Genomic DNA, 15,372 nt, shown 5'->3' with positions numbered 1-15,372 from the left:
ATTTAACGTATGATCCGCTAGCTCAGCTGGTAGAGCACTTCACTTTTAATGAAGGGGTCGATGGTTCAAATCCATCGCGGATCACCACTTTTTTTCACCCGTACGTTCCCATCGTCTAGTGGCCTAGGACACCTCCCTTTCACGGAGGATACAGGGGTTCAAATCCCCTTGGGAACGCCAAATTTTAGCTTTACTAAACCCGATTGTAAACAATCGGGTTTTTTTATTTTATATTAATTTAATCTTAAACAGAGACTCTTTGCCCCGCAAAGAGCGTGGTCAGCATTTTGAACAACGAAGGTCATAACGAAAGGATTTTTCATTATGACCTTTAAATCATTATTTACATATTCTGTGAGCGTAATTGCCATGTCGACCGTGGCTCAAGCGGCCAAAATGCAATCGGTATTTATGGAGGCTAAAAATTTAAAATGGGAAGCGAGCCCCGTACCGGGTATTTCAATGGCGGTGGTAGAAGGTGATCCGGCTAAAGGCAATCACCATGCGTTTCACAAGTTTAATGCAGGCGTATCAGTCCCGCTGCATCACCACACCGCCGATAGCCATGTGACCGTTCTGGCCGGCACTTTGGTTGTGACTTTAAACGGTGTTGAACACCGCCTTAACACCGGTTCATTTTATTCACTTAAAAATAAAGAGCGTCACACGACTCAGTGTGCACCGCCGTCTGAGTGTTTACTTTTGGTTGATGCCCGCGGCAAATGGGATGTCATCCAAGAACAAAAAGAAACTATAAGCTCTAAATAAAAATAGCGCTTTTATTTCTGTGATAAATCCAGCTCAACTGGCTTTTTCTTTGTTGTCACGGTTTTAACAACGTTGTCTGCTAAGACCGTGATTTCCAGTTTTTCAATTCTTTTATACGACGAGAAATCAATTTTAACTTTGCTGCCTAGCGGATTTTTTTCGCAGGTTACGTTAAACGTTGCTAAGTAATCGGCATGTTTACTTGGTTTTCCTGACTCATCTTTTTCAAGCCCGATAAAGTCTTTGGCAAACTGGCAGTTTAGATTCTCATCAAACGCGATATGCTTTGCGATCCCAGATTCTAACGCTGTGATTGATTCATCGTAAGACTTTTTTTGCTTTTCAGTTTTTGGCGCATGCTCAAATCCTAAAATACTTTCAGCCGGCACCTCTAATTCAACGCGGCCTTTGGCTTGATCAAATGTCACCGATAACTTACCGGCTCCGTGCACATGACCCTTCGCCTCGTGACGGTGCTTTTGAGCCTGGGCCCCAACACCTGCAAACAATAAAACTGCAGCACAGATAAACATTTTTACTTTCATGGCAAACTCCTGGTTGTAAGATAATTGTTCTATTAGAAGGCAATTGCAGCCTTCTGGCAATTAGTTTACGCTAAAAGCAACATGAGCCTAAAAGTTAAAACCACCGACTTTATCAATAAGCACGAAACCAAGCTCGATATTGCGTTTTTTGTCGGCGGTTTTTTATTTGATATTTTGTTTATTCCGGAGCCGGATGATTTGTTTTCAATATTACAGCAGGCGGCTTATCTGTTGGTGGTAGCGACGTTGATTCACTATGAGCTGCTGTTTCGCCTGCACAAGTGGCGCCCGCGCGAATCGATGCAGAAGCTGTGGTCATACCGTGATTTTACCATGCATTTTCTTTTAGGGTCTTTACTTAGCGTCTATTCACTGTTCTATATAAAAAGTGCGTCGATCTTAAGTAGTTTTATTTTCTTAAGTTTACTGGTCGGAATGATTTTACTTAATGAACTGTCCTTGGCCAAAACCGGCAAGGTCTCGCTTAAAGTGGCTTTTTATGCGATTTGCCTGTTTTCGTTTTTCTCGGTGATCTATCCTCTAATCATCGGCTATGTCGGCTGGTTACCGTTCACACTATCAATTCTTAGCACCATCGGGGTTTTGTTCGTTCAGCTTAAGGCTTTACAAAGTTACCTCTTTGAACGCCGCTTACTGCAAAAAATCCTGGCCGCCCCTTATGCTGCGGTTTTAGGTTTGTTTTTTGTATTCTATCTGTTTGGCTGGATTCCACCCGTGCCGTTAAGTGTAAAAGCCCAGGGCGTGTATCATCATTTAGAAAAACGCGACGGCAAATTTATTTTATCTTATGAAAAAACCTGGAAATTCTGGCACGACTCAGATAAAGAGTTTAACGCTCTTCCTGGCGATAAAGTTTATTTCTTTGCCCAGATCTACTCCCCGGCCCGCATCTCTGATCAGATCTATCTTCACTGGCATATGAAAAATAAAAACGGTGACTGGGTTTCAACCGATAAAGTTCCGCTCAATATTCAAGGCGGCCGTAAAGAAGGTTTTCGCGGTTACAGCACTAAAGCAAACTATCAGCCCGGTGAATGGATGATTACGGTTGAAACCAGCATAGGATCTGAAATCTCACGCTATTATTTTGAAATTATCCCGGCCGATGTAAATTCACCGCGAAACCTAACCCAGATCGAAAAATAATTTTCACAGCACCTGCGGAATCACTGCCATGTGATAACAAATTTCTTCTCGCTGATTAAACGGAAAATGAAATTTTACCCAGTCAAAGTTTATCGCTGAACGGGTTCCGATCGAATTCACCGATACCTTTTTTAAGAAACGGTGATGCGGGCGCAACGTCAGAACGGATGTGTTCTGGGGTTCAACAGATGGCGTATCTACAGTCAGTAAATTTTTATTAGACGTTTTAAATCTGAATTGCACGCGCTCGCTGACACTGACTGCTGCTTCTTGGTTTTTGGGCGCTTTTTTGATCTGGGCATAGGTGATTTCTAACTTATCCGTATTGGCAAAAGCTATTAATTCTTTTTTAAATCGCGGGTTATCGCCGATAACAGTATCAAACTCGTAAGGAAAAAACATCGGGACTTCACAGTTCAACAAAAACTCGCCGCCGACTGGAACCACTTTTAACTGTTCGATATGTAGCTGGTGCTGACTGGACGCCGAATCAACATTGATTTCTGACTTACTGCAGTGACTATCCAGACATTTAAGCTTTGCATTTAGAACTGACGACGTTCGCATAGTAAATTCTTGCTGCGTTAAATCAGCCTTTGGCAGTGGCGTTTTAAATTTGTGCCAATTGCCATTAGCATAGACCTGTAGCTCATAGTTATCATTAATACTTACCTTACTGTCTAAAATATCAATGGATGGCACCGGCGGCTGCTGCGAAGCAGGTTGGTTGTTGCCGCTTTTAACTTCGGGAGGAGCTGCATTGGTTAATGCCGTCGAATTTTTGCCTTTGCTACAAGCGGCAATTCCTGCAATGAAAAAAACTGAAAAAATTATCTTAATACAATGTTTCATACATACATCCTTTTTTAGACCCGTGACATTACAGCAATTTGCATTCCAGAGCAGGCATGCAGCCTACACCTCTTGCCCGATGTTAAAAGTGAACTAATGTCCCTTAAAAAAACTGTCATTACCCGGCAATGTTTTTACAACTATAAGGACAACCAGAACAAAGCTTTAGGTATGCGGATTGCTCTCAACCGGAAAGTCACACAATCCGTGGGAACAACAAAAAAAGAATACAGAAGGGAAAACCGATGACATTAAACATCAATTCAAAATTGGCAATCACACTAGGCGTACTTTTAAGTACCTTGACGACTTCAGGTTTCGCAGCGAATCCGCTGCAAGGAAATCCGTTTATTCCGAATTCATCACTCTATTTACAAACCGAAAACGACGATCAGGATCATGATGACCAAGACGATCAAGATGGCAACCATGATCAACATCAAGATTGCGATGATGACAAAGGTGATAAAGATGATCAAGACGTAAGAAACGAAGATGATGATGATAAGGATGATCCAGGCCAGGATAATATCTGCTACAAACCGCACACCATGCGTGTAGATTGCCGCTACCGCAGTGAAAGCCATAGTTTAATTGAAAACGGTGGCCCGAAATTTTGTTACGCAAGTGCTATCTACAAGCCGGTTGGTGTAGGCGTACTTACTACCTATAAAAATGTCGTGCTCGGCGTTGGCTGTGATTCACAGACCATCTACAACAACAGCGCTTGGGTGCATTCAGAAACTGTCGGCGAACGCATCGCCCCTAAAACTGCGGCCTTCCCTGCCGTTGAAATTCACCCGCAAGGGGCCTTGGCAACAAGTGGTACATACGAGTCAACCCTGGATGTCCGCGCAGGCCGCTTAAATGGCGTATGCTACGTGCACCCAATTGAGTAATTCGCGTCAAGTATCGTTATATTTAAGAACCCCCGGATCATGCATCCAGGGGTTCTTTCTTTTTTTTCTTTTGTCTTTTACCAGTCATGTTCGCCGCGCTTTTGCTTTACCCGCTCACGCGCCATCACCGAGCGCTGCTTCCAAAGCTTTTTCTCGGCTGCGGCCGCAGCCTTATCCTGTTTGCGGATTGCAAAACGCACTTCAGCCTGCAGTTTGACATAACTTTGCCAGCGTTCACGAGCAAGCTTTCCGTGTTCTAAAGCAGCTTCAACTGCGCAGCCGCGATCGCCCTGATGCTGACAATCATTGAATCTGCAGTTCTGCATAAGCTCTTCAATATCTGAAAACTGCTGACTTACCCCTTCAGCATGATCAGATAGCTGTAACTCACGCATTCCCGGTGTATCAATAATCAGCCCCCCGTACCGACTAACATACAAATTGCGCGACGTCGTCGTATGCCGGCCTTTATCATCATGCTCACGCGAGCCTTGAGTTTTAATTTTTTCTTCGTTAATTAAAAAATTAACCAACGTCGATTTACCAACACCTGAAGAACCCACCACTACCGCTGTCGCCCCGTTTTTTAAATAGCGCGAAAAGACATCATCTTTGCTAAAGTCATTCTGGCTGATGGCATGTACTGCAACTCCCGGAAACTCAAGTTCGGTCGCAGCCAAAATACTTGCGATATCTTCAGCCAGATCTGCTTTGGTTAACAGGATTACCGGTACGCAGCCTGAATCCCAGATCACCGCCAAATATCTTTCGATACGGCGAAAGTTTAAATCGGCATTTACTGATGAGGTAATAAACGCATAGTCGATATTACTCGACAGGATCTGCACATCAGAACCAATTCCGATTTGCTTACGTTGAATCACCGACTTACGCGCCAGCACCTGATGGATCACAGCCCGGTCAGACTGCGGTGGCAATTCGACCATTACCCAATCACCGACCGCCGGATAATCAGCCCGACCGGCGGCATCGAACTGCATTTTACCGCGCACTGTGGCCCAGAGACTCTGTTGTAGATTTATTTGCACGCGGTAAAGATTACGCTCTTCACAGATTACGCGCGCGGGAAGCAAAAAAGCTTCCGTTTGGCTTAACTGATTTTGAAAAAAATCATTCCAGCCATAAAGATGCAAAAATTCTTTTTCAGAATTAAACATTATTACTCCTAAAGTTAATTAATAAAATTTAAATAACGACTTAAGAGCCCTAAAATGTAGATTGAAGTGTATAATTAGACTAAAACTACAAGAAGGCTCTTGTTAAGGTTTAGATTGTACATACCGGCCTCCTTTGAGAGTTGTTTTACCAGGCTTTTGAGAGAGCCTTAAATCAAGAATAAAGTATTGTTATTTTGTAAGCAAGTTATTTATTTAGTCACGCAAAGGCTCGCAATGGCTAAAGCGACAATTCCGGCTCTGCGCTGATATGTTCATTCTCATAACGGCCCGTTATGCGCTTTACTTTAATCCGGTAAATGATCGCAGCCTCGAGCTGAGATTCAAAATATATTTCCAGATCTGACCTGCGCGGCCCACCGGCAGACATACTGCGCACCAAACTACGCATGGCCGACTCTGCTTCTTGACCTTTTAACTCTTCATATTCACCCCAGGCGATGACACTTTTCCAGTGAAAGAAGTCGTCGACTTCTTCGACCTGCACACACACCTTATGGTTATCACGCATCATCTGAATTTTTTTACCGTTTTGCGCGTGTGAGTAAATATATCCGCCTTCAAAAGCGTAGCTGATCGGAACAAGATAAAGATCATCTTTCACATGACAGGCCAAATGGGCAAAGTGATTTTTTGCCAGAATACTATAAGCATCCGCTTCTTTTATTTCCTTAATGACTCCATGATTTGGTTTCATCAAATCTCTCCTCTGAAAATTTGTCCACTAAGGACAAATCAATATCGGCTTATCGCCGGAACGCAGAAGTTTTGTTGTCGTTCGACCCAAAAGCGGAACTATGTTTGACTTTTCACTCGGAGCAAGCGCGATTAAGTTAAACTTCTTCGCCCGCTTACCGATTTTTTCTAAAATCGCGCCCTGACTGCGAACGGCACTGATCTGCGGATGCCGCTTTTTAAAAGATTCATAAATTTTATCATCTTCTTTTTGTAGATTCTTATTGAGTTCAGCATAGCCAGGAAAATCTAAAATCGGTATAGCCTGCGGGATAACATGAAAAAGTTCAATCTGTGCCTTTAATTTATCTTCAAAGTGTTTAACATGTGACAAAGCTGAATCAGAATGTAGAGAAAAATCCGATGGCACTAACACTTTTTTAGGAATAACCGTTCGCCGGCCGCGGTGAACCCATACCGGAAAAGGCGATACCGCTGCGATTTGCTCGGCCGTACTGCCAAGAAAAAAACGGCTTATTCGACTGTAACCTTTATAGCCAATGACAATCAAAGGCTGACCACCTGACTGCTGGGCCACATCGATGATCTGCTGGGCGGGATCACCCAAACGAAGCACGATATCGGCATCGGCACTCAGTTTATAGGTTTTTATCAGCTTTTTCCTGGCACTTATTTCGAATTGCTGGATCGTATCTCCGAGTGTCTGAAAATAATCAAAAACGTGAACGTATTTAATCGGAAGATTCATTTCACGGGCCAGAGTTTGCGCCTCTTTAACGACCAGTTTTGAATAGACTGAAAAATCAATGGCCACAATAACCGAGTTAATAGCTTTAGTTTCCATAAAGCATTGATGTTGCCAATAGCATGCCACACCAAAACGAGACAAACTTCCCCGCTGTTAATTTACTGCTAACCCAACCTCACACTTTGATAGGGTTCTGGCACAACACAGTCCCAGCCGAATTTTTCATTCAGCCTGCGTCTAAGTTCATCGGCGGCTGCGGGCTCTCCGTGCGTGATAAAAACTTTTTCAGGATGCATTTTTGATTGCCCCAGCCAAGTCAATATCTCGCTGTAATCGGCGTGTGCTGAAACATTCTCTAGTACTTTAACCTGGGCACGCACCTCGATGTATTCACCGTGAACTTTAACTTCGCGGGCCCCGTGTTCTAAGGCCTCACCGCGCGTGCCGGCAGCCTGGTAACCTGCCAAAACAATGGTATTACGCGGATCGGAAGCAAACGCTTTTAAATGATGTAAAACCCGGCCGCCGCTTAACATGCCGCTGGCCGAAATTATTAACATCGGTCCTTTTCTTTCGTTTAAGGCGATTGAATCCTCCACCGAATTTACGTACTTAACAACACGGCAGACAAAGACCGACTCTTCGGGGGTTAACTTATGCAAATCTCTATATTTCTTTAACAGTTCATTGACGTTCGTGGCCATAGGACTGTTTAAATACATGGGAATATCCGGAATCTTATTCTGACTTAACAACTTCCAGACCATATACATCAATGCCTGGGCTCGCCCGACCGCAAAAGCAGGAATAATAATTACACCTTTACGCTCAACCGTTTCATTAATGATTTTTGCCAGCTCCTCATAGACACTCAAATCCTTATGCAGGCGATTGCCATAGGTTGACTCCGTGATCAGATAATCAACGTGTGGTAAAGGTGCAGGTGCTCTGAACATATCATCCTGCAGACGCCCGATGTCGCCCGAAAACCCGAGCTTTTTACCGCCAACCGAAATAACAACCGACGCGGCCCCTAAAATATGACCGGCGTAGTAGAACTCAAAACTTAAATCTGAACCCAAATCAACTTTTTCGTTAAACGAAACGCCTTCAAAATACTTAAGCGATGCTTCTGCCTCTTTTAAGGTGTACAGCGGTAAAGCCGGGCTATGTTTGGTGCTCTTGGTTCGGTTGCGGTATTCAGCTTCTTCTTCCATCAGATATCCCGCATCCGGAAGCAGTATGCGGCAAAGATCTTTGGTTGCATGGCTGCAATAGATTTTACCCCGAAAGCCATTTTTGATTAACCGGGGTATGTATCCAGAATGATCAAGATGCGCATGAGTTAGAATGATAGCTTCAATGTCAGAAGCATTTACTTCCAGATCTTCCCAGTTTTTTAACCGCAGAGCCTTTAAGCCTTGAAACAAGCCACAATCAATAAGAATTTTTTTTCCGTTGTGGTTTAACAGGTATTTTGAGCCGGTCACGGTTCCAGCTGCTCCTAAAAATTTTAACTCAAGCGACATTGTGCCCCCCGAAAACAGAAACAAGTATCGAAATTACTCCAGTTATAAAAACAAAAGCCAAGACGATTTTTCTGAATCTTTCTTTTTTGATTTTAGCCAGCAACTTTATGGCGATCCAGTTGGCTGCAAAAGCCGACACCATCAGTACCGGGATGAAGATATAATATTTTTTATCAGCATAACCTTTGGAAAAATAGATCTGTAAACGCAATATATCACCGCCCAAGTCAATGACCGTCGATGTCGCGGTAAAAGCTAACGGGCTAAGGCTAAAATTAGTCAAAGCTAACGACCTGATGGCACCACCGGATCCTAACGCTCCGGTTAATAACCCCGAAAGTCCCCCGCCAACATAGGCACCCCAGCGGCTAGAAAAATATTTCCATTGATCTACTTTTAAAAACAGCACAGACATGGAAATTAAAAATACACCTAAGAGAAATGAGAAATAAACTTTAGGAATGGCATCCGAATATTGAGCCCCTATTCCGGCAAGCACAATAGCTGGTATACCGAATCTCAAGGTCAGTCGCCAGTTAATATATTTCCAGTAGAGGTATATGCGGGAAAAATTTCCGATAACATGCAGACAAGCGGTAAGAAACAATGTTGTCTGGATCGATTCAAAGATAACCGCTATCGGAACAAATAAAGACGACGAGCTAACACCACTCAGCGTTCCAATAAGTTCAGAACAGAATGCCAGAAAAAGAATGATGTACTCACGTAGACTGTCCATCACGCGTCGCGTTCCGCATTTCCGACAATTTGTTTTTTCGACTGTTGCAGTGTTGCAATTTTACTGGCCATAAACTCTTTCTCGCTATAGCCAGTTCAGCTTCCCTTATTTGATTTCAGGAAGCAAATCATTACTTTAGGTGCCGAGAAACTGCCGGATTTTAGCATCTAAAATCGACTGATCGACGTTACCATAGTAGCTCGTGCTACCAAACAGCGTCAGTACGAAGATTTCATTGGCTGGCAGATCATGGCTTAATTTCTTTAAGTACGACAGACACTCGCCAACGAATTTATCCTTACAATCCATTTTACCGGATAGCACAAAGTACTGCTCATCATGAACGACATGTTGAAACTTTATGTCCGAATCTATTTCATCAATGCGGATCTTATGCACTCCGAAGTTTGCTCTTGCGAGTGTTGAAAAATTAAAGCCAATGATTTCTTTTTTGGCGATTTTCTTTGAGACAAAAACGCCGGCTTTCGCTGGACGACTGGTCAGCATTAAAATCTCATTATTTTCCTGTAAGGCGACAGCATTGATGTATCCCGAATAAGTTGTGCCGTCAGAAACTAGAATGTCGACTAAAATATTTTCAAGCGTTTCACTGTTAATTGATTGAATCCAACGATTTATTCCCATGCCATACCTTTTTCGGGACAAATATATATTTATTTACTGAATATATCATATCAACCTAAAAGATAAAGAAGTTTATGGCAAAGATCTGCCTAAAATTGGGCTTAGCGGGAACCGCCGCCGGCAGAGCCACCGCCATTTTTACCGCCGCCTGCTGAACCACCACCGGCCTGAACTGGCTGGGCACTGAATGCTAGAATAAAGGTCGTGATAAAAATAGCGATTAACAATCTCATTGGTCATTCTCCGTCAGAGTATCGATTGCACTAAACGCAAATACCGGAATACTGCCTTTAGCATCTGGATTTTCTAATAATTTTATACGGTCTTTAAAAGCTTGCTCTTCGATTTTAAGCCACTCTTTGTAAGTTTCTTCGCTAACCGATTCGAAATAAATCGACATGTAGTTACCGTAATACAGATCGGCATTACCCGGCTTTAAAAAACGCTCGGTTAACCTAACACCGACTGACTTGATCGTTTCACCTGAAAACGTCGATCGGACCTCGCCCTGGCCGAATAAACCGTTACCTAGCGAACGGATAACTTTTTGATCGATCATTTTTTTAAGCACTTCCATCCCGTACGAACCGAATCGTTGTTCGACATAGCTCGTGCTAAAGGGTCGTGTTTCTGCCAGAACATAAAGCTCGGAAAAACATGGGTCTTTTTGCATGTCGTTTTCGATATCAAAATGAAAACGGTTTAACGGAGAAGATTTTAACTGTGGGTCAGAACTTTTAAGGCGTTCACTGATCACCGGCGGAGCTTTTTCGATCAGATCATTGATAATGCGGCAATCTAACAGGCACGAATAAAGTTTGTATAAAGTTGAATAGACCGGCGTATGAATTTTTTCGCGTAAACGGTTAAGGGTTTTTACGTGGATCTGAGACTTGGTGGCCAGCATGTTTAAACCCTTTTTCGGGTCTTTAAAACGCGCCAAATAAGCTTCGATATCCCGTGATACTTGATCAGAGATAGAAATATCCGTAGCCATCGAATTGCGTTCGAAGTTAACTTCCACTATTCACCTTGTTTTTCTGGTTTTTCAGTATCGTAAACACCTGTAAATCACAACGAGAAAACGCCCTGAGACCGAGGGGTGGCCCAGAGCGTTTACTATTTAAGCAAAATACCTATAATTATTGGCAGTTTTGTACTGTGAAAGCTTTGTTAAATAAAAACTCTACACGGTCATTTTTGCCACCCATAACTTTCGAAACTTTAACCATAACAGTTAATGGGTATGTGCCAGAGATCACTTTATCTTCACATTCACGACGTGAATTCTGACCGCCACCTACGTAATTGCAATCCCAAGAAGTGCGCGTGTAGTTGATCGGAGTTGATAAGTATTTTGAGCCTTTGCAAACTTCTTTAGATTGGTTCTTGCCAATGTAGATAGTTTCACATTGTTTTACCGGCTTGATCGTACGTAAGTTGTTACCGTCTTTACATGTAAACATGTAGTCAACAGCGTGGCCCATAAATACTGTAGGTGCGTCGATTTGGATTCTTGGATCGTTTTGTAATGTCTCCCAAGAAGTTGCTGCTGTGTAAGCTTGTGCTGTAAAGCCCACGAATAAAGCGATAGTTGCGATCAATTTGTTCATAATAACTCCCTTTTTGTTATTAGTGTTTGTTGTTTGGTTTTTTGTTAAAAATTAACGACAGTTTTGTACTGTGTAAGCTTTGTTAAATAAGAATTCTACGCGGTCATTTTTTCCGCCCATAACTTTAGAAACTTTAGCCATAACAGTTAACGGATATGTGCCAGAGATCACTTTGTCTTCGCAAACGTGTTTACCGTTGCTACCGCCACCGACATATTTACAATCCCAAGAGTTGCGTGTGTAGTTGATCGGGGTTGATAAGAATTTTTCGCCTTTGCAAACTTCTTTAGATTGGTTTTTACCAACGTAGACAGTTTCACACTGTTTTACCGGTTTGATCGTGCGTAAGTTAGCACCGTCAACACAGGTAAACATATAATCAATAGCATGACCCATGAAGACTGTAGGTGCGTCGATTTGGATTCTTGGATCATTTTCCAAAGTTTCCCAAGAAGTTGAGGCTGTATATGCCGAAGCCGTAGTGCTAGCTAATAACGCGATGATCGCGATAAATTTGTTCATAATAACTCCCTTTAAGTCTTATGCTTTTTGTTTTAAAATTTTGATGGCTGATGTTTCGCAAGACTTTAGAAGTTTGTATACGCAAAAACAGGGTGCTGGTTTTGATTTATGGACAGACAAAACTTTGTCCGAATTTTTCCTGGGACAAAGTTTTCTTTGTCCGTAAGTTTTGACAAGATCGCAACATGGTGTGCAAAAGAAGCGTTAATTTATTGAGAGCGAATTGATAAACCGCAAACTTTGTTTACCGTAAAAAACAAAAAGCGCCGGAGTCTTAGTCCGACGCTTTTTATTTTATACAGTTCTAAAATTTAGAAACTATTTATTTTTAACGATATCAGGCAACGAAAGCATACTTTGATCACCGCCAACGTTTAGTTGTTTCGGGTGCACATAGTTTGTTAAACGACCGGTATCTACTGAATAAGTACCGCGAAAGTTACCCTGACCGATTTCATAAACATCACCAGATAAACCAGATTTAGCCGATTTACCGGTAAAACCGTTTACGGTCGGGATACGGTCAACGATATAAGACCCTGTCTCTAAGATATCTTCTTGCTTGATCTCACCGCGGGCAATACGGCCCATCGTTACCGAATACTCGATCGAAGCTGCTTTGCTTGAACGTACTTGGTCACGAGTTAAGGCAAAGTTCCAGATCAACTGCGCTTTTTGATCAGCATAACGCGATAAACTTGGGTCATCCGCAACCTCTGCTGCGTAAACTTTGATAAGCGGTGTACCAGCCGGCACTAAGTAATGTAAGTACGCGATTGCTCTGTTTTCGTGACGAGTACAGCCGTGCGATCGTAAGTCAGCAAAGATAGAGAAGAAACCTTTTTTCGCGCGGTTGATGAATTTATCTTCATCCGAACCCCAGCCAATCGTTCCGTGCATCCATTGACCGAAAGCATTTGGCTCTACGTGGGCTGCGTACCAGCCGAAAGCTCCGCGCATCTCACCACCGTTTGGCATGTACTTATCTTTAAACCACTTCGTAGCCCCTTTATCTGGTTCTGGTGGCATAGGTAAAGCTGGGTCATACCATGATGGATAGTTCTTAGCATTATCCTGATAGAATTTTACCCATTGCGAGATACGATAGGTACCAAGAATTGTCTGTTGGTTTGGTTCATTACGTTTACCGGCTAACATCACCGTTTCAAAAACCATTTTATGAGGGCAACCCGGAGCCGTGTAGCACAGTTCGTACACGCGCGTTTTTTCTGTAGCGATATTCTGGATTACGACATATTTAGGCTTTGCTTTTTGCGCCTGTGCTTCTTGAACCGAGAAGTTTAACACCAGGGCCGCACCTAAACCAAGGGTTTTGGTTAAATTGATCATCGTGTTTTTCACAAATCCTCCATAGGGAATTACTTGTTTTTTGGGTTTGGGTTTTAACAGACCAAGAAAGTAACACCGAATTTCCCTACTGTGCGAAAAAACACAGTTAGCAGGTAAAAGTGAAAAGACTGTCAATTAGGTAGACAGACGCTATCAGGCCTTAAAGGATATAAAGACCTATGGGAATTTAAGTGCAAAAATTTAACTGAATTTTTAGAAGCGTTTTTCGGGGGCTGGGCCTCTTTGTTTTGCCAACAATGACTCATGGGTACTTTCGGTGGTAGCGATATCATGCGCGCCACACTCACGAAAAATGTCCAAAGCGATGGTATCCCAGTCAGCCTGACCGGCATGCACCGAAAGCAGCAAGCAGCCGCCACTGACTGAGTTTTCAAAGCGAATAGCCTCAAACTCAGGTACACCGATCGCCGTAAGAGCTGAGGCAATACCACCCAGCTGGCTGCTGATTGCCCCGTTACCTAGGGTCGCAAGGATTGGTCCGGCCGCTACAAACGGGCCTAAGCCCGGTATGGTTAAAGCCCCGATACCCGCAAGCCAGCCAAGGGCCCCACCTAAGAAATCGCCTTCGGGTGCATCGCTAGCAGCCTCCGGTGTAAATTCGCGTGAACCTTCCGCTGCCGGCCATAAAGCTGAGATATCTGAACTTAAAAAACCTTCAGCTTTTAAGCGCCCTACTGCGTTTTCAAGCGCAGCCCTGGTTTCAAATAGCCCGTATACGATTTTATCCGATTGAATATTTTGCTGGTTAGCCATCGTTTGGCTTACGCAGCGAACGGCATGCCACTTAGATTGGGGCAGATGTCCGATGACGCTTGATCTCACATTGCAGGTCAAAGCCCTCACCGTTTACCATTAATACGCCGTCATTATTGATCACAGTCCAGCGATTTTCTTTGTTGATGGTTTTTTCCAGCTGATCGAAAAAAATTGCCGGCAGCGAAAAAATTTCGAGCTCGTTCTTACGATACACATCTTCAGAATTTAATTCATTGATCAGCACCTGCGGGTCTTTGTACGTGTAAACTTTAACGGTATCTGCGGCTTTGGCAGCCTTATGCAGCCGCTTGGCTGAGGGATTTCCGATTTCAACCCAAACTTTAACTCTACCCATCGGGTTTTTCACCGTCATTGCAGGTTCATCCGGATTATGCAAACCTTCAGCTGAAAACTCTAAGCCGTCTTCAAAACTTAAAGCGTACGCAAACACACGCGTCAGTAAATACGTTAAACTTTCAGACGGATGCTGGGCCACACGAAAATCCAAAGAATCGTATAGCGCCTTATCTAAATCGGACAGTTCAATTTTAAAACGGTAAAGTTTTGAAGGCAGTGCCATTAAATTTAATCGGCGAAGTCTTCGTCGTGCAATTCTTCAAGATTGGCGTACTGAATAGTTTTGGCTTCAACTACGACGATCGGCGTTTTTTTAAGTTTGTGTTTTTTTTCGATGTTCGTGCACACGTTTTTTATGATCTGTAACAACTGATTCGCATTTAAATCCGTGTCGAATTCGTATTCATCCGGCGGTAAGGCGAAAATGCGGTCATCGCTGTCGGTGATATAAGGGTAACCTTCTTCATCCGCCAATGCTTTATCTAATTCGGTATAGATTTCTTCTTTAGTTACATCTTGGAGCATTACTTTCGCGATAAATACAGGCATGATTTTTCCTTTGTTATAGTCAGCCAAGATGCAGAAAAAACGAACTTCTGTCAAAGGCTATTAATTTTTCCAGCACTTCACTTTATCCGGATTGCATACACTGATAAGGGTTCCGTCTTTACAGCGGGCAATAACCTCTTTACTGGCTTCAGCTTCTGATTTACCCACCGCCCGATAGGTCTTACCCACGCCCACCAACTTACAGGTGTAGGTGGACACAACTTGGCCCGACGACCAGTCAACGGCCATAGTGCCTTTGTTTTTTTCATCTTCGGGATTAATCACTTTCAAGCCACAGGCAGCGATGTAGGCAGAAAGAACAACGACAGTAAATTTTGTTAAATCAGTGGTTTTCATGTCGCTACTCTTCGTGAAAGCAAATCAGTTTCTAAAGCCGTCTCATAATAAAACTGTTTTACT

General features: G+C 43.1%; 20 protein-coding genes and 2 tRNA genes. 5 read left to right on the top strand and 17 right to left on the bottom strand.

The features are described 5' to 3' along the window. The first annotated feature begins 11 nt into the window (after nucleotides 1-11). The 3 genes from AC04MM_RS10225 (at nucleotide 12) to AC04MM_RS10215 (ending at nucleotide 768) form a co-directional block, all read left to right on the top strand. Nucleotides 12-87, top strand: a tRNA-Lys gene (locus AC04MM_RS10225). 17 nt (nucleotides 88-104) lie between these two features. Continuing rightward, a tRNA-Glu gene (locus tag AC04MM_RS10220) sits at nucleotides 105-180 on the top strand. A 144-nt stretch (nucleotides 181-324) separates the two neighbouring features. Next, nucleotides 325-768: a cupin domain-containing protein gene (locus AC04MM_RS10215; protein WP_475380253.1), complete on the top strand. Its 444-nt coding sequence runs from the start codon at nucleotides 325-327 to the stop codon at nucleotides 766-768. 11 nt (nucleotides 769-779) lie between these two features. On the opposite strand, the gene AC04MM_RS10210 is transcribed toward AC04MM_RS10215, so the two are convergent. Beyond that, nucleotides 780-1,313, bottom strand: a complete 534-nt coding sequence (locus tag AC04MM_RS10210) for a ZrgA family zinc uptake protein (RefSeq protein WP_475380252.1) — start codon at nucleotides 1,311-1,313, stop codon at nucleotides 780-782. An 81-nt stretch (nucleotides 1,314-1,394) separates the two neighbouring features. Here AC04MM_RS10210 and AC04MM_RS10205 point away from each other — a divergent pair, with 81 nt between their 5' ends. Further along, on the top strand, nucleotides 1,395-2,480 hold the full coding sequence (locus AC04MM_RS10205; RefSeq protein WP_475380251.1) for a DUF2914 domain-containing protein: 1,086 nt from the start codon (nucleotides 1,395-1,397) through the stop codon (nucleotides 2,478-2,480). A 3-nt stretch (nucleotides 2,481-2,483) separates the two neighbouring features. On the opposite strand, the gene AC04MM_RS10200 is transcribed toward AC04MM_RS10205, so the two are convergent. After that, a complete protein-coding gene (locus AC04MM_RS10200) occupies nucleotides 2,484-3,332 on the bottom strand; it encodes a hypothetical protein (RefSeq protein WP_475380250.1) in 849 nt (282 codons plus the stop codon). 245 nt (nucleotides 3,333-3,577) lie between these two features. Here AC04MM_RS10200 and AC04MM_RS10195 point away from each other — a divergent pair, with 245 nt between their 5' ends. Then, nucleotides 3,578-4,231, top strand: a complete 654-nt coding sequence (locus tag AC04MM_RS10195) for a hypothetical protein (RefSeq protein ID WP_475380249.1) — start codon at nucleotides 3,578-3,580, stop codon at nucleotides 4,229-4,231. 77 nt (nucleotides 4,232-4,308) lie between these two features. On the opposite strand, the gene rsgA is transcribed toward AC04MM_RS10195, so the two are convergent. The 15 genes from rsgA to AC04MM_RS10120 all read right to left on the bottom strand — a co-directional run bounded on the left by rsgA (nucleotide 4,309) and on the right by AC04MM_RS10120 (nucleotide 15,309). Next, entirely contained in the window at nucleotides 4,309-5,409 is a 1,101-nt protein-coding gene (gene rsgA / locus AC04MM_RS10190) for a ribosome small subunit-dependent GTPase A (RefSeq protein ID WP_475380248.1), read from the bottom strand. Nucleotides 5,410-5,647: 238 nt separating this feature from the next. Beyond that, a complete protein-coding gene (locus tag AC04MM_RS10185; RefSeq protein WP_475380247.1) occupies nucleotides 5,648-6,124 on the bottom strand; it encodes a pyridoxamine 5'-phosphate oxidase family protein in 477 nt (158 codons plus the stop codon). Nucleotides 6,125-6,151: 27 nt separating this feature from the next. After that, nucleotides 6,152-6,967, bottom strand: coding sequence for a universal stress protein (locus AC04MM_RS10180; protein ID WP_475380246.1), 816 nt, complete (start codon nucleotides 6,965-6,967; stop codon nucleotides 6,152-6,154). Between the two features lie 68 nt (nucleotides 6,968-7,035). Continuing rightward, nucleotides 7,036-8,400, bottom strand: a complete 1,365-nt coding sequence (locus AC04MM_RS10175; RefSeq protein ID WP_475380245.1) for an MBL fold metallo-hydrolase RNA specificity domain-containing protein — start codon at nucleotides 8,398-8,400, stop codon at nucleotides 7,036-7,038. Next, nucleotides 8,390-9,139 (bottom strand): sulfite exporter TauE/SafE family protein, encoded by a 750-nt coding sequence (locus AC04MM_RS10170; RefSeq protein ID WP_475380304.1) that lies wholly within the window; start codon nucleotides 9,137-9,139, stop codon nucleotides 8,390-8,392. Before AC04MM_RS10170 ends, AC04MM_RS10175 begins: the two co-directional genes overlap by 11 nt. A gap of 135 nt (nucleotides 9,140-9,274) precedes the next feature. Beyond that, nucleotides 9,275-9,784 (bottom strand): hypothetical protein, encoded by a 510-nt coding sequence (locus tag AC04MM_RS10165; protein WP_475380244.1) that lies wholly within the window; start codon nucleotides 9,782-9,784, stop codon nucleotides 9,275-9,277. Between the two features lie 101 nt (nucleotides 9,785-9,885). Beyond that, on the bottom strand, nucleotides 9,886-10,017 hold the full coding sequence (locus AC04MM_RS10160; protein WP_475380243.1) for a hypothetical protein: 132 nt from the start codon (nucleotides 10,015-10,017) through the stop codon (nucleotides 9,886-9,888). Continuing rightward, nucleotides 10,014-10,808 carry a hypothetical protein gene (locus AC04MM_RS10155; protein WP_475380242.1) on the bottom strand — a complete coding sequence of 265 codons (795 nt, stop codon included), beginning with the start codon at nucleotides 10,806-10,808 and terminating at the stop codon, nucleotides 10,014-10,016. Before AC04MM_RS10155 ends, AC04MM_RS10160 begins: the two co-directional genes overlap by 4 nt. Before the next feature lie 118 nt (nucleotides 10,809-10,926). Further along, the gene (locus tag AC04MM_RS10150; protein WP_475380241.1) at nucleotides 10,927-11,397 is read right to left on the bottom strand and encodes a hypothetical protein; all 471 of its coding nucleotides are present in this window, start codon (nucleotides 11,395-11,397) and stop codon (nucleotides 10,927-10,929) included. Between the two features lie 51 nt (nucleotides 11,398-11,448). Further along, nucleotides 11,449-11,919, bottom strand: coding sequence for a hypothetical protein (locus AC04MM_RS10145; RefSeq protein ID WP_475380240.1), 471 nt, complete (start codon nucleotides 11,917-11,919; stop codon nucleotides 11,449-11,451). A gap of 318 nt (nucleotides 11,920-12,237) precedes the next feature. Then, the gene (locus AC04MM_RS10140) at nucleotides 12,238-13,281 is read right to left on the bottom strand and encodes a L,D-transpeptidase (protein WP_475380239.1); all 1,044 of its coding nucleotides are present in this window, start codon (nucleotides 13,279-13,281) and stop codon (nucleotides 12,238-12,240) included. Nucleotides 13,282-13,482: 201 nt separating this feature from the next. Next, a complete protein-coding gene (locus AC04MM_RS10135; RefSeq protein WP_475380238.1) occupies nucleotides 13,483-14,043 on the bottom strand; it encodes a DUF3341 domain-containing protein in 561 nt (186 codons plus the stop codon). 31 nt (nucleotides 14,044-14,074) lie between these two features. Continuing rightward, the gene (locus AC04MM_RS10130) at nucleotides 14,075-14,626 is read right to left on the bottom strand and encodes a YaeQ family protein (protein WP_475380237.1); all 552 of its coding nucleotides are present in this window, start codon (nucleotides 14,624-14,626) and stop codon (nucleotides 14,075-14,077) included. A gap of 5 nt (nucleotides 14,627-14,631) precedes the next feature. Beyond that, nucleotides 14,632-14,952: a hypothetical protein gene (locus AC04MM_RS10125; protein WP_475380236.1), complete on the bottom strand. Its 321-nt coding sequence runs from the start codon at nucleotides 14,950-14,952 to the stop codon at nucleotides 14,632-14,634. A 60-nt stretch (nucleotides 14,953-15,012) separates the two neighbouring features. Beyond that, nucleotides 15,013-15,309: a hypothetical protein gene (locus tag AC04MM_RS10120; protein ID WP_475380235.1), complete on the bottom strand. Its 297-nt coding sequence runs from the start codon at nucleotides 15,307-15,309 to the stop codon at nucleotides 15,013-15,015. Between the last annotated feature and the right edge of the window lie 63 nt (nucleotides 15,310-15,372).

The organism is Bdellovibrio sp. SBM16 (genome assembly GCF_056175625.1).
This window is presented reverse-complemented; position numbering and strand designations above follow the sequence as displayed.